Origin of the sequence: Paenibacillus sp. BGI2013, assembly GCF_002843485.1 — a bacterium.
Lineage (GTDB): Bacteria > Bacillota > Bacilli > Paenibacillales > Paenibacillaceae > Paenibacillus > Paenibacillus amylolyticus.
Genome location: NZ_PJFA01000001.1, coordinates 559,085 through 573,117 on the forward strand (window position 1 = coordinate 559,085; position 14,033 = coordinate 573,117).

Consider the following 14,033-nt stretch of genomic DNA (forward strand, 5'->3'; position numbering starts at 1 on the left):
AATTATGAGCAGCGGGGGTTTATAGATGAATCTTAAACAGATAGCAGCAGAGCGTGCGGCAGAATATGTTGAAGATGGAATGAAGGTTGGATTGGGTACAGGTTCAACAGCTTATTATGCCATCTGCCGGATCGGTGAGCGGGTACGTAATGGATTGAACATTCAAGCGGTTGCCACTTCAGAGGCTTCAGACAAGCTTGCCCGTGAATGGGGGATTCCCATCGTCCCATTTGACCAAATTGGACGTCTGGATCTGACCATTGATGGTGCTGATGAAGTTGATCCCGAATTTAACCTGATTAAAGGGGGGGGCGGGGCTCTTTTGCGTGAGAAAATCGTGGCGGCCAATAGTGACAAATTGATTATTGTAGCGGATGGCAGCAAAGCCGTGCAAAAGTTGGGGAAATTCCCGCTTCCAGTTGAGGTGGTTCCATTTGCTTCTGAGTGGACCTTCCAGGCGCTCGAAAAATTGGGGTGTCAACCACAGTGGCGGATGGATGGACAGCAACGTTATCTGACAGACAACGGAAACCTGATAGCGGATTGCCACTTGGAGGCGATTGATCACGCTGCGGACCTTAATGTTCAATTGAACATGTTACCAGGTGTTGTTGATAACGGACTATTTGTGGATATGGCTAGTACAGTCATTCTTGCCAATGCGGACGGAAGTATCGAAGAACTTCATCGTTCTTAATATGGAAGAGGGTGCTTTTCATCGTATGAAAGAACTGCCAATCGTTGATGGTGAACTTGTACTCAGGTGTGTGGAGAAACAGGATCTGAAAGAACTCTACGAATTGATCTACAGTGATGACGTACCTGAATGGAAGCAATGGGATGCACCCTATTACCCACTTAAACACGAAAGTTATGAAAGTTTTGAACAAGGTATGCTCAAACGTATGGAAGTAGGTCCAGGCGATTCCAAACCCGTATCAATCCGTATTATTGAATCCGACAGACAAATTGTGGGTACAATCAGCTATTACATAGAAGATGAGTTATCCATGTGGCTGGAAATGGGGATTGTAATATACAGATCTGTCCAGTGGGGACGCGGGGTTGGCACACGCTCACTTGTCATGTGGTCAAGTCATTTGTTCGAACAGATGCCTTTGGTTCGGGTTGGATTGACTACTTGGTCTGGTAATGAACGTATGATGCGTGCGGCTGTGAAAGCCGGATTACAGGTGGAGGGGCGAATGCGGAAGTGTCGTATCGTTCGCGGGCAATATTATGATTCAATTCGTATGGGGATGCTCCGTGAGGAGTGGGAGCAGAAGCTGGCCCCTCATACGAGCCGAAATGTAAACAACTGATGGAGGATTATTGAAATGCTGAACACGGAGGACAACCGGGAACTGTCTTTACAATTATTCGTGGTTCTTGTTCGGGCCTACAATTCTGTGACCTCACGTTCCAATCGTGACATCCAGAGTCACGGACTGAATACGACAGAATTTGGTGTGCTTGATTTGTTATATCATAAGGGACCACAGGCATTGCAAAAGATTGGTGAAAAGGTGTTAATGTCCAGTGGTAATATTACGTATGTTGTAGATAAGTTGCAAAATAAAAATCTGCTGTTTCGTCGACCATCCAAGGAAGATCGGCGTGTCATTTACGCTGAGTTAACCGAAGAAGGAAGAGAATTGTTCACACAGATATTTCCTCAACACCATCAGGTCATCATTGATGCTTTGGAAGGACTTGACCCTTCCGAGAAAGTGGATGCGATTAAGATGTTGAAGAAGCTGGGACTGGCGGCAGAAGGGAAAACTGACTTGCGTTCATAACGCAGGTCAGTTTTTTTTGTGGATCTCGAAAAGTACAGGTATATACTGGCTGACTGACTTGCAAGGCCCTCCATAATATAGGAAGATTGTTCTATACATTCATCGTGTGTAAAACATGATCATCGAAAGTTCATGTATAATGGAACAGAACGATTAAGAGCGGAATGGATGGATTGGATCAAGTAGAAGAACCTATCCCGATTGCAAGTTAACTAACATCGATCTCATTCTGGATTAGTCACGAATGAAGATTGAGTGTGATGCGGGTATGAGGAGGGTGGCATCTATGAGTCATCAAGAAGCAGGAGAACGTTTGCTCCAGGAATCTGCGAACTTAGCTGATAAAATAACGGAGAAACAGTATCTCAGACAGCCCGATTTACTTGAGCGATTTGGCGAGAATGGAAAAATGCGAACCAAACAGGATTCGGAGTATAGCTTGAACTATTTGGCAGAAAGTGCGCTCGTACAGAGTCCAGGTCTGTTTACTCATTATATTGCCTGGCTGAAAGTTTTACTTGAGGGTTATAAGGTATCACCAGAAGACCTGGTGATTAATCTCAATCTGATCAAAGAGACCTTGGAAGAAGAATTTGACCATCCGTCAAAGGCGCTTCTGCTCGAGTATCTGGAGATGGGAATATATAGAACAACACATATGGAGTCACAGGCGGGTTACATCAACGAATCCATGCCATATGGAGATGCCGCGCAATCGTACTTACAGTGTTTGCTTGAGAATAAACGGAAAGAAGCCTTTGAGATCATTGAAGCCCAGTTAGAAGCCGGGGTGACGATTCGTGATATTTATCGATATATCTTTCAGCCTACCCAATATGAAATTGGACGATTGTGGCAATGCCATCGTATTAGTGTGGGGCAGGAACACTTTTGTACGGCAGCGACCCAGTCATTCATATCACGTCTCTATTATCGTTGGTTGATTCATACGGGTCAGGATAAAAAACTAGTGGCTACCTGTGTAGGCAGTGAGCAACATGAGATCGGACTGCGTATGCTCACAGATGTGTTCGAGATGGAAGGTTGGGATACGCATTATCTGGGAGCCAATGTTCCCAATGGAAGTGTAATAGAGGCTATTGAGCTGCATCAGGGCGATGTTGTTGCGATTTCAGTTACGATGACGTATCACCTTCATCTGGCCAAAGAGTTGATTCATCTGATCCGTCATCATCCGGCAACGGCATATGTGAAGATTATGGTTGGGGGATATCCCTTTAATATTGATCAGGAGTTGTGGAAAACGATAGGAGCTGACGGTTATGCTCCAGGAGCCGATGAAGCGGTAGTGGTTGCAGAACAATTACTGGCTCAGCCAGCTACGTGTAATCAGCTTGATATGGTTAGGGATTAAGAGAGGGATGATGTGATGTCTAATGAGGGCGGAGAGATACAGAGGCTACGCAGAACGATTGAGCAGTTATCGGATCAGATGATCCGGAGTAAAGAGCAAGAGGAACGGACACTTACGGAATTCTCGGATATGAATAATGAACTGGTGACACTCCAACGTCTGCTTGCAAAGAACAATAACAGTCTTGAAGCTGCACGTCAGCAAGCAGTAGATGCAGGTGATTCAAAAATCGCATTTATTGCAGGCATCAGTCATGATTTTCGTACGCCATTGAATGGCATATTGGGGATGGCTGAGATGCTGAAGCTGTCTCCATTGTCTGAAGAACAGGAGAATTCCGTTTCCGTTATACAGGATGCTGCCAAACTGCTGCTTAAGCTGATTCAGGATCTTCTGGATCTGTCCAAACTTGAGGCGGGTCAGATGCGACTTGAACTGGGAGAAGTGGATCTGCAAGAGACGATAAACTATATTGTTCGTTTGCTCGAACCCCAAGTCAGAAAGAACGGAAATCAGTTATCGATAGACTGTGACCCCAGAATCTCTACTCTTCTTGAAGGGGATCCAACGAGGATTACACAGATACTGATCAATCTAATTCAGAATGCGAACAAATTCACATCAGAAGGTACGGTGCGGATACGAGTCACCCTTGTGGAAGATGATGAAGTTACACAAATGATCCGATTTGAAGTCGAAGACACGGGGATTGGTATCTCGGAAGAAGATCAGAACCAGTTATTTCAACCCTACATGCAGACTGAACGAGGACGCTCAAGTGAGTATGGAGGAACGGGCCTTGGATTATCGATCTGCAGGTCGCTCGTTACACTGATGGAAGGTCGGATTGGAGTAGACAGTCAGGAGGGTGAAGGATCAACATTCTGGTTCGAACTTACACTTGGTAAGAAAGACGGTAACCAGTCTGTTGCTTCCGCTCAAGAGCAACAGGGGCAGGATATGGATGATGAAGCTCCTTCTGTATCTGTATTGCTGGCCGATGATAATGTCATCAACCGACAGCTTGTTATGTTGCAGCTCAAGAAACTGGGAATAACCCAAGTGGACGCTGTAGTGAATGGGGAAGAGGCAATAGCTGCTTTTCTCAGCAAAAAATACAGTTTGATTCTCATGGACTATATGATGCCATTGATGGACGGTTTGGAGGCAACACGCAAAATCCGCTCGATAGAAATGGATGAAATGCGCCATACCACACCAATCATTGCAATGACAGGTAATGTCATGCAGGGAGAGAAAGACAAGTGTAAGGAAGCCGGGATGAATGACTTTATTGGCAAACCCTTCACGCTGGAAATTCTGAGCAAGATGATCGAGAAGTGGAAGCAATCCTCCGAACCGACCGAGGTACTAAATATGAGCATCGTACATGAGATTGCGGAATTAAACACCGATGGCGATCGTACACTCCTTGGTATGTTGTTGGACATGTATCGTACCGATACACCTGGCAAAATTGAGGCGCTGCGCAGACATATTGTGTCCGGTGACCATGTTGCTGCAACCGAGGTAGCCCATGATCTGAAATCAGGGAGTTTGAGCCTGGGGATTCGTTATTTATCAACTTTGTTTGCCCGGATAGAGCAGTTGGCGAAGGAAGGTCAATCACGGAAAGCAGAACCTTTGCTAGATGCTTTGTTACCCGCCTATCAAGCAGCATGTGTAGCACTGCAACGAGTAAGTAAAGATTGAATATATCTTAATAAGGAAAGAGGGTAGGGCTCGTTCATGTTATTCTACGTACTTGCAGCACTGGTACTGATCGTTCTTGCTCTTCTGTGGGCAGGAGGGCTTTATTTTTTCAAAACGGCCATTCGCCGTACAGCAAAAACGTTTTTGGTAGATAATCCAAATCTGATGCCTGAACCGGACAATGAAATCATTAGCAGTGCTTCTGACTTGAAGTGGCTGGATGCTCAGCCTACAGAAGAGATATCTCTTCAATCAAATGATGGATTAAAACTGTATGGTACATGGCTCGGTTCCAATAAAGGGTCGAATCAGACGGTTATTCTGGCACATGGTTATTCGGGTAGAGGCAGAGAAATGGCTGGATTTGCCCGGTTTTATGCGGAAAAGCACGGTTATAACGTACTCATGCCAGATGATCGAGGTCATGGACAGAGTGAAGGTGATATCATTGGTTTTGGTTGGTTAGATCGGAAGGATTATGTCCAGTGGACCAACTGGGTGCTTAAAAAATTGGGTACACAAGGGGAAATCATATTGCACGGCGTATCCATGGGAGGAGCAACCGTACTGATGACAGGTGGTGAAGTTCTGCCGATTCAGGTTAAAGCGATTGTATCTGATTGTGCGTATACATCCGTGGAAGAAGAACTGACGTTCCAGTTGAAGCAATTATACAAGCTACCTGCATTTCCGTTTATACCTGTCACAAGTCTGATCTCCCGGTGGAAAGCAGGGTATTCCTTTAGAGAGGCTTCGGCTCTCAAGCAGCTTGCCAAAGTTAACGTTCCCGTGTTATTCATCCACGGTGAGGCTGATACGTTTGTACCAACGGAAATGGTGTACAGGTTGTATGAAGCCTGCCCAACCAAAAAGGAATTGCTGACCGTCCCCCGTGCCGGTCATGGCACAGCGTTTCAAGTCGATCGCACCGGATATGAGGCGGCGCTGGAATCCTTTATGAAGAAAAATCTGTCACCTGCTTTTAATTGATTTTTTTATGACAATCTGGGTATTAAGTAGAAGATGCAAATCATTTTCTAAACGATGGGGGTATCTTGATGGGAAACGAACAATTTGAGGCTGCGCGAAAAGCAGAGGCAGGTTATCATTCCAATTTCTATCAGAATAATGAATTATTCGCCTCTGGTACCTGGATGTCGAGGCCCATGCCTATGGTGATGGATATGCTGGAACGCCTACTTGCTCACAAGGAGGAATTGCGTGTCCTCGATCTGGGATGCGGAGTGGGGAGGCATACGATACCGATTGCACAGCGCCTTGCAAAAACGAAGAGTGAAGTCATCGGTGTGGATTTACTGGATGAGGCCGTAGACGGACTTCGCAAGTATGCGAAAGAATATCAGGTTGATCATATCGTACAGGCAGTGAAAGCAGATGTTGAACATTATGCTGTGGAGCCAAACTATTTTGACTATATCGCTGCTTGCTCTTGTCTGGAACATGTCTCAAATAAGCAAGCCTTCATGGAAGCGATAGACCGGTTACAGGCCGGAACTCGTACAGGGGGCATTCATTGTATTACGATGAGTACCAATGTGGAGGAGAAAGAAATCAATACAGGCAAGGAGATTAAACCATTAATTGAACTGAACCTGCCCACAGCCGAGGCGATTGCTATACTGGAGGATGCCTACAAAGGCTGGAATATTCTGCTTCAGGAACATGTTACACAGACGATTGAAGAGGAAAAGTATGATGAACCGACACAATTTCGTTGTGAACTGCTTCGTTTCGCTGTGCAAAAGCAATAAATTCTCTGCCGGGACCTGACAATGGACCCGGCACTCTTAATGTGCGGTCTGAAGGGAGATGGTTAAGGATGAATACATATGTAATAGGGATGGATGGAGGAGGGAGCCACACGCGTGTGGCTGTCGCAGATCAGAACGGGAAGATTGTATCCTATGTGCAAAAGAATGGTTGCAACCGTTATTACGATACCAATGCTGAGCAAAATGTGCTGGAGGGTATCGGAGTCGAATCGGCACACGACTTGAACTTTTAGAGGCTAACGACTACAATACGATAACGGAAACAAGCAAGGTATAGGAGGAATCAAAGTGTTAATTAATCTGAAATCACGCATACAGGAGCCGGAAGTACAGGAGCTGTTGTCCTACTCGGTCTTTCCTGATCCGGATCACTTGAACCGTGCGTTGCAACAATATGTAGAGAAAGACGAATTGCAAATGGGCGGTTACGAAGATGAGGGACAATTGATCGGTCTGATTGGATATGAGAAGACAGGAACAAGTGAGGTTACCATTCATCATATCTCGGTTTTGCCTGAAAACCGCTTTAAAAATTATGGACGTGGTATGATCTCACAACTGTTGGCAACATACAATCCCGATAGACTGATCGCTGAGACCGAGTTGGAAGCCGTCGAGTTTTATCGGAATACGGGGTTTGTGGTATATAGTCTGGGTGAATTATACCCAGGTGTGGAGCGATTCCGTTGTGTGCTTGAAAAAGAGGAAGATACGGACGAAGAGTAGCACAGAGACCTTTTATTACTTTAAGAAATATATGGATTATCATCAGTACAGGATGTTGGATTTGGCAATGAGCTGAGTCGGACGTCCTGTTTTTTTGTCGTTTTCATCTAAAAAGCAGGAAAAAAGTATTGCTTTGTAAGATTGTTTCATTATAGAATAGTTTCACAGAAGAATAGTTCGTTAAGTGAACTATATAGATTTGGGAAAGGAGAATGAAGAATGAGTACACCGGATGCAAAAAGTTTGGTGAACCGCTATTTGGATGCTTCCTTTATGGTCAATAAGCGGTTTGATACGCGGATACGCGAACAAGTGGGGCAGACCATAACGACCGATCAGTTCTGCGCACTTCGTCTGATTGAAGAGAAACCTTTCTGCACGCCCTCTGATCTTGCAGAGCTTCTGTGTATAGGTAAGAGTAGCATTACCGCTTTGGTCAACAAGCTGGTGGATCGCGATCTGGTCCATCGGGCCGGGGATGAACGTGACCGCCGCGTTGTATATCTGACACTGACGGATACCGGACGACAGGTATACAGGGAAACAGAACAGGAAATACAGCAGATTCTGGAGCCGTATCTGGTTCATTTTAAACCGGAAGAAGTCCGAATTTTCATTGAATCTTTTGAGAAGCTTGCAGCTTTGCTATCGCATGAAGGAGGACGGGAGAACGAATGAGAACGATACTAAAAGCAAGATGGTGGTTAATGGGGCTATGGGTTGTTGTAGCTGCCGTGTTGATGTTTACCGCCCCTAACATGAGTGAACTGATTCGGGAAAAGGGACAGTTTTCGGTTCCGGAAGGGTACTCTTCCACCCAGGCAGCAGCGATTCTGAATGAAGCTGCAGCACAAAAAGGAGAACAACAGGGGAGCCAGATCGCCCTTGTATTTTATAATCCCGATGGTCTGGGCACCACGGGGAAACAAGAGGCAGAGAAGGCCGTTAAGCAATTGGAGGCCGACAAGGAGAAGCTGGGCATTCTGTCCATTCTGGAACCTTTCTCTCAGCCTGAACTGTCCGAGAAGATGATCTCAGCTGATGGCAAAACGATTCTAACATCGCTATCCATTGATCAGGGAGATCGTACGGTCAAGGAAATGCGGGAAGACCTGAATGAAGCATTGAAGTCCGTCAATGTGGAGCACTACATAACCGGTAAAGGTCTGATTGATGAAGACACCATTGAAAGTTCCCAAGAGGGACTTAAGAAATCGGAATATATTACAGTTGTCTTTATTTTACTCATTCTGTTCCTGGTCTTCCGTTCGTTTGTAGCTCCGTTTGTCCCGCTACTGACGGTGGGGATCAGTTACATTGTATCGCAACAGATTGTTGCATTTCTGGTGGATGGGCTCGACTTCCCGATATCCACATTTACACAGATCTTTATGGTCGCCGTCATGTTTGGGATTGGTACGGATTACTGCATCCTGTTGATCAGTCGGTTCAAGGAAGAACTGGCTCATCATGAGAATACGTGGGATGCCATCATTGCCACCTATCGTACTGCCGGTAAAACGGTACTCTTCTCAGCACTAGCTGTGCTGGTTGGATTCATTGCGATCGGATTTGCCCAGTTTATGTTGTACCGTTCTGCGGTTGCCGTAGCTGTAGGTATTGCTGTGATGATGCTTGCCTTGGTGACCATCGTGCCATTCTTCATGGTGGTGTTAGGCAAGAAGTTATTCTGGCCGTCGAAGGGTTCACTTGAACATGCCGAGAGCAAGATCTATGGTGCAGCTGGTCGCTTTTCACTTAAACGTCCATGGGCTGCGCTGCTCATCGTTGCAGCTGTCTGTGTGCCTCTTCTGGCAACCTACGATGGCAAACTGTCGTTCAACAGTCTCGATGAGATTGGTGAGAAATATGATTCCGTAAAAGCATTCAACATTATCTCTGACAGCTTTGGTCCGGGTGAATCACTGCCGGGTCAGATCGTCATCCAGAACGATGAAGCGATGGATAATGCGAAATATATGGCCGTTGCCGAGAAAATTAGCCGGGAAGTAGAGAAAGTAGCCGGAGTCTCTGGTGTCCGCAGTATGACACGACCTACGGGTGATGAGATTAAAGATTTTGAAGTTACACAGCAAGTGGGAACATTATCGGATGGACTGGGTGAAGGCAAGACGGGTCTGGACAAAATCCGTGATGGCCTGAGTGAAGCCAGCAGTCAGCTAAGTAAAAATGAACCACAGTTAAAAGAAGCTGCTGATGGAGCAGGTGAACTTACCAAAGGAACCTCCCAGTTGCAATCGGGTATCAAGCAACTCAGTGAGGGACTAGGGCAGATTGAAAAAGGTATTCGAGATGGTTCGGCAGGTGCAGGGGATCTGAAAGCCGGTCTTCAGCAAGCCAAAACGAGTGCAGATCAGCTTGCGCAGGCGAACAATCAGTTGCTTGAAGCCTATCGTCAGGCGGGAGCAGGGGTCGCTGCGCTGGGGGATGGAACCCGCGAACTGGAACAACAGCTGAACGGGGTTTCAACAGCTCTAACCAGTCTGTCCGAATCCTTCACAGCACTTGAAGAGCGTTATCCTGAATTGCAGCAAGATGCTGATTACCAGCGTATCAAAGGTACGATTGGTGAAACAGGTTCTGGTACAGCGCAGCTTGCTCAAGGTTTGGGTCAGATTAAGACCAAACTTGGGGAAGCCGCTGCTGGAATTAATCAGGCCAATGAAGGCTTTGCCTCCGCAGCAGCCGGACAAAAGGCGCTTGCCGATGGTCTGGGCCAGATTGTAACGGGAATTGGTCAGTTGCAATCCGGTCTCAAACAGGCTGCGGATGGTCAGGGCAAAGTGATTAGCGAAATTCCTTCCATTCAGGATGGACTTGGCCAGCTTCAGGGTGGTCAGGAGAAAATTCAGCAAGGCTTCTCGGATCTGAGTGGTCAGCTGACACAACTGACAGATGGACTGAACCAGAGTGTCGATGGTATCAAACAGGTATCCGGGGGACTGGATTCAGCGCAGGACTACCTGACGCAATTGCAAAATTCACCAGATTCCGATCTGGCAGGCTGGTACGTTCCTGATGAAGCACTGAACAGCAAAGACTTCACACAGGTATTTGATACGTATCTGTCTGAAGATCGGAAAACGATGACGATTGATGTTATTTTCGCCGAAAATCCATACGGAACAGAAGCCATTGATCGTGTTCCTGACATTGAGGCGGCAGTACATCGCGCGGTACAAGGCAGTACGCTTGAAAAAGCGGACATCGCCATAGGTGGCGTTACGAGTACGTTTGCAGATTTGCAGGAGATCTCGAATAACGACTATACACGTACTGTAATGTTGATGCTGGCAGGTACATTCATTATTCTGGTTGTACTGCTTCGCTCGGTCATTATGCCATTGTATCTGATTGTTTCCTTATTACTGGCTTATTTCACATCGATGGCGTTAACCGAAGTGATCTTTGTTAATATCCTCGGATTCGCAGGCATTAGCTGGGTTACTCCGTTCTTCGGATTTGTTATGCTGATTGCACTTGGTGTGGATTATAGCATCTTCCTGATGGACCGTTTCAATGAGAACAAAGGTATGAAAGTACAGGATGCCATGTTGTACGCGATGAAGAACATGGGAACCGTTATCCTCTCTGCAGCAGTCATTCTGAGCGGTACATTTGCTGCCATGTATCCATCTGGTGTTCTCTCGATGATGCAGATTGCTACAGTAGTCCTTAGCGGACTGATCTTGTACTCTCTGCTGTTCCTGCCATTCTTCGTCCCAGTGATGGTGAAGATGTTTGGCCGGGCCAACTGGTGGCCGTTCCCGAACAAGGAACAATCAGATTCCGTTGATTCGGATCGGACCATAGGCATGTAATGCATTGCAATGAATCAGGCTCTGCCGCGTTATGCGGCAGGGCTTTTTTCTTTTTTTTACCTCTACAGAAGAAGAAATATGGTTTTATGCAAAAGAAAGGTGCATGCCTAAGGACACCATCCCGCGCCTTGTCTTGCCACTCATCATAAGATATAGAGCAGTTCATTATTGTTCAGAGAAATCACAGCAGAGAGGGGCGACGGGATGGTATATCGATATGTGGCTATAGGAGATTCATTAACGGTAGGTACAGGAGCGTTGCTGGGCACCGGCTTTGTTCCTTTATATCGGCGAATGGCAGAAATGAATGTTCGTACGTTTGTATCCATGGAAAATATGGGCGTGAATGGACTGACGTCGGGGGAAATGTTGCAGATGATCTCTTCGCATCCCCGAGTGCGGCAATCGCTCCGTGAAGCGGATATCATTACCATATCCATTGGCGGGAATGATCTGATTCGTACGTTTAAAGCAAGTAATGGCATTCCAAATGCCAGCAAAATGACACAGGTGCTCGGAGAAACCCGCAGTAATGTATCTCAGATCATGCGGCACATTCGGCAGTTAAAGGGCAACCATGAGTATATGGTCCGATCCATCGGATTGTACAACCCGTATCCACAAGCGACGGAAGCTGCATACTGGGTGCGCCAATATAATTCGTTTTTGAATGGAGCCGGATCAGGCAACTATGCGTGTGCTCAGGTCTATGACAGGTTCGAAGGTCGTGAACGTGAACTGTTGTTCTGGGATAGAGTACATCCTAATGCAAGAGGGTATCGTGTCATTGCGGAGCAGCTTAATCGGACGGGATATTACCCGTTCTCTTGATCACTTTGGAACAGAACTAGACCAAGCGATGGACTTCCTTTAAGATAAATAAAAGACAGTTCCATTTTGTGAGATAAAGGGGTTAATTTTTGGTGCAAAACATCGATTCCGGTTCCCTCCATCCTTCAGAGCAGCAGCGTATATCCGAAGTGTTGGCCTTATATGGTTTCACATCGGACTGGAAAGGCGAGCGTGGAAAGGGTGGGATGAATAATTCTACTTACATGCTCCATGTAGACGGGACTAATTACGTCATGAGACAATATGAAACACATAATGATCCGATGAAAATCACCTTTGAACACGAGGTGCTGGCAGCCCTTCAACGTTCGAACTTTAAGCTTGATACACCTTCACCTGTAAGGCGGTTATCTGGTGAGGGAGGTACATTCCTTCCTGTAAAAGATACCCTCACTGGTCATACCAAAATAGTGACTCTGTTTCATTATAGGGAAGGCGTCAATCCCATCTGGCACACACCAGATCAATTGATAGGGCTCGGTAAAGCGGCGGGGGCCCTGTCTACTGTTATGGCTACGCTGGATATACCACTTGAACCTGTGTATCCACCATACTATCGAATTCAGGATGCGTATCCGCTCTGTTCACCAGAACGATTATTACAGCTATGCACATCGCCGCCGGAGCAATTGGCCGCATGTACAAATGAGTTGAAGCAACTGAGAGAGGCGCTTCCAGATCTGTTTGAAGCCCTGCGGGGCATGGAACATCTGCCGCATCAATTGGTTCATGGGGACGTGAATGCCTCGAATGTGTTGGTAGATCAGCAGGATGGTGAAATCTGTGCCATTTTGGATTTTGAATTTGCGACATGGGATTTGAGGGTAATGGAGCTGGCTGTTCCGATGTCTGACCTCCTTACCATGGACAAGAGTGAAGATTGGATGTGGCAGGCACAGGAGGGACTGATCAGGGGATTTGGGGAACAGGTCAGCCTGAAACCGGAAGAGTTGCTGGCCATACCTCGATTGATTTTGCTGCGTAGTCTGGATGTGGTCATGCATTTCATCAGTCGGATGTTCGAGGGTACAGATGAGCCGGAAGTGGCTGTGGAGCAGATTGTGAAGCTCAAACAGCGGATCGACTGGATGAATCTCCATGAAGAACGACTGTGTGAGATATTGGTGTATTAATATCGCTGTTAAGAATAAAGTGCACTGGTTCTGCTCATACGAGGGCAGAGATCAGTGCACTTTTATTGGTTAGAAAAGTGATATATGAAGATTACGGTGTATAGCGGATGACATTACAATCCACGTTTGCGGAACCAACTGCGGACAGCCCAGCGGCGCTCCTGACGTTTTTTGTATTTGGGTAACGAACGATAAACGTTCAACGATTGCTCGTATGCCTGCTTCGCGTCTGCATTGCGCCCAAGGGAACGGTGAACCGAACCGAGCAGATAATAAGCTTCACTGGAAGAGGAATGAATCTCTTGAAACTGATGCACATAATCCAGCGCTTTGTCCTCATGCGTATCTTTGAAGGCTCCAGCAAGGGTTAGGTACGGGCGTCCGTACTTGACTCTGGGGTTGATCTCGAGGGCTTGCAAAATATGACGTTCGCCTTTTTCGATGTTGCCCAAATGAAGCTCAGTTGTCCCCAGTGCCTCCCAGTACTCAGCCGATTGTTCGTAAGGACGCTCCAGTTCAAGCAATAACGCATGTGCCTCACTGTAACGCTTGCGCTCAATTAACAGGCGAGCCAGTTCCAGCTTGGAAGAAACTTCATTAGGACTCATGGCAAGCTGTTGCCGAAGCCGTGAGATGTTACGCATACGTTTGAGAGGTTTCGTGAAGCTTGGGAACACCCCAACGTAACGACGATCCAGGAAATACAGTATAACGAGTAAAATGAGGATGGCAATGAACGGATTACCTACAATCCGCCATAGAAGGCCAAAGATAAGAAATTTAATAAGCACAGGTTCAAC

The 14,033-nt window shown here is 46.4% G+C and carries 14 protein-coding genes; 13 read left to right on the forward strand and 1 reads right to left on the reverse strand.

Translation table 11 applies throughout. The features are described 5' to 3' along the window. The first annotated feature begins 25 nt into the window (after positions 1-25). The 13 genes from rpiA (at position 26) to CXK86_RS02525 (ending at position 13,233) form a co-directional block, all read left to right on the forward strand. The gene (gene rpiA / locus CXK86_RS02465; RefSeq protein ID WP_076249857.1) at positions 26-697 is read left to right on the forward strand and encodes a ribose-5-phosphate isomerase RpiA; all 672 of its coding nucleotides are present in this window, start codon (positions 26-28) and stop codon (positions 695-697) included. Then, on the forward strand, positions 660-1,322 hold the full coding sequence (locus CXK86_RS02470) for a GNAT family N-acetyltransferase (protein WP_306068483.1): 663 nt from the start codon (positions 660-662) through the stop codon (positions 1,320-1,322). The genes rpiA and CXK86_RS02470 overlap by 38 nt, the downstream gene beginning before the upstream one ends. A 15-nt stretch (positions 1,323-1,337) precedes the next feature. Then, positions 1,338-1,799: a MarR family winged helix-turn-helix transcriptional regulator gene (locus tag CXK86_RS02475; RefSeq protein WP_017689273.1), complete on the forward strand. Its 462-nt coding sequence runs from the start codon at positions 1,338-1,340 to the stop codon at positions 1,797-1,799. A gap of 286 nt (positions 1,800-2,085) precedes the next feature. Next, positions 2,086-3,174: a cobalamin B12-binding domain-containing protein gene (locus CXK86_RS02480; protein ID WP_076249856.1), complete on the forward strand. Its 1,089-nt coding sequence runs from the start codon at positions 2,086-2,088 to the stop codon at positions 3,172-3,174. Between the two features lie 15 nt (positions 3,175-3,189). Further along, a complete protein-coding gene (locus CXK86_RS02485) occupies positions 3,190-4,887 on the forward strand; it encodes an ATP-binding protein (RefSeq protein ID WP_076249855.1) in 1,698 nt (565 codons plus the stop codon). 36 nt (positions 4,888-4,923) lie between these two features. After that, complete coding sequence (locus CXK86_RS02490) at positions 4,924-5,877, forward strand: alpha/beta hydrolase (RefSeq protein ID WP_076249854.1); 954 nt, start codon at positions 4,924-4,926, stop codon at positions 5,875-5,877. A 68-nt stretch (positions 5,878-5,945) separates the two neighbouring features. Beyond that, positions 5,946-6,659 carry a class I SAM-dependent methyltransferase gene (locus CXK86_RS02495; protein ID WP_076249853.1) on the forward strand — a complete coding sequence of 238 codons (714 nt, stop codon included), beginning with the start codon at positions 5,946-5,948 and terminating at the stop codon, positions 6,657-6,659. A gap of 68 nt (positions 6,660-6,727) precedes the next feature. Beyond that, on the forward strand, positions 6,728-6,913 hold the full coding sequence (locus CXK86_RS02500) for a hypothetical protein (RefSeq protein WP_076249852.1): 186 nt from the start codon (positions 6,728-6,730) through the stop codon (positions 6,911-6,913). Between the two features lie 55 nt (positions 6,914-6,968). Beyond that, a complete protein-coding gene (locus tag CXK86_RS02505; protein WP_036609514.1) occupies positions 6,969-7,406 on the forward strand; it encodes a GNAT family N-acetyltransferase in 438 nt (145 codons plus the stop codon). Between the two features lie 219 nt (positions 7,407-7,625). Continuing rightward, a complete protein-coding gene (locus tag CXK86_RS02510; RefSeq protein WP_036609512.1) occupies positions 7,626-8,084 on the forward strand; it encodes a MarR family winged helix-turn-helix transcriptional regulator in 459 nt (152 codons plus the stop codon). Further along, entirely contained in the window at positions 8,081-11,248 is a 3,168-nt protein-coding gene (locus CXK86_RS02515; RefSeq protein WP_076249851.1) for an MMPL/RND family transporter, read from the forward strand. Before CXK86_RS02510 ends, CXK86_RS02515 begins: the two co-directional genes overlap by 4 nt. A 204-nt stretch (positions 11,249-11,452) precedes the next feature. Then, complete coding sequence (locus CXK86_RS02520; protein WP_017689264.1) at positions 11,453-12,079, forward strand: GDSL-type esterase/lipase family protein; 627 nt, start codon at positions 11,453-11,455, stop codon at positions 12,077-12,079. Positions 12,080-12,171: 92 nt separating this feature from the next. After that, positions 12,172-13,233, forward strand: coding sequence for a phosphotransferase (locus tag CXK86_RS02525; RefSeq protein WP_101313420.1), 1,062 nt, complete (start codon positions 12,172-12,174; stop codon positions 13,231-13,233). A 113-nt stretch (positions 13,234-13,346) separates the two neighbouring features. Here the strand turns inward: CXK86_RS02525 and CXK86_RS02530 are convergent, their stop codons facing one another. Next, positions 13,347-14,024 carry a tetratricopeptide repeat protein gene (locus CXK86_RS02530; RefSeq protein ID WP_026081149.1) on the reverse strand — a complete coding sequence of 226 codons (678 nt, stop codon included), beginning with the start codon at positions 14,022-14,024 and terminating at the stop codon, positions 13,347-13,349. Positions 14,025-14,033 lie beyond the last annotated feature (9 nt).

Bases quoted from the DNA above. Each gene is read 5' to 3' on its own strand.
- CXK86_RS02490 (WP_076249854.1), top strand. From the start codon at position 4,924: ATGTTATTCTACGTACTTGCAGCACTGGTACTGATCGTTCTTGCTCTT.
- CXK86_RS02500 (WP_076249852.1), top strand. From the start codon at position 6,728: ATGAATACATATGTAATAGGGATGGATGGAGGAGGGAGCCACACGCGT.
- CXK86_RS02520 (WP_017689264.1), top strand. From the start codon at position 11,453: ATGGTATATCGATATGTGGCTATAGGAGATTCATTAACGGTAGGTACA.
- CXK86_RS02475 (WP_017689273.1), top strand. From the start codon at position 1,338: ATGCTGAACACGGAGGACAACCGGGAACTGTCTTTACAATTATTCGTG.
- CXK86_RS02495 (WP_076249853.1), top strand. From the start codon at position 5,946: ATGGGAAACGAACAATTTGAGGCTGCGCGAAAAGCAGAGGCAGGTTAT.
- CXK86_RS02480 (WP_076249856.1), top strand. From the start codon at position 2,086: ATGAGTCATCAAGAAGCAGGAGAACGTTTGCTCCAGGAATCTGCGAAC.
- rpiA (WP_076249857.1), top strand. From the start codon at position 26: ATGAATCTTAAACAGATAGCAGCAGAGCGTGCGGCAGAATATGTTGAA.
- CXK86_RS02470 (WP_306068483.1), top strand. From the start codon at position 660: ATGCGGACGGAAGTATCGAAGAACTTCATCGTTCTTAATATGGAAGAG.
- CXK86_RS02515 (WP_076249851.1), top strand. From the start codon at position 8,081: ATGAGAACGATACTAAAAGCAAGATGGTGGTTAATGGGGCTATGGGTT.
- CXK86_RS02510 (WP_036609512.1), top strand. From the start codon at position 7,626: ATGAGTACACCGGATGCAAAAAGTTTGGTGAACCGCTATTTGGATGCT.
- CXK86_RS02485 (WP_076249855.1), top strand. From the start codon at position 3,190: ATGTCTAATGAGGGCGGAGAGATACAGAGGCTACGCAGAACGATTGAG.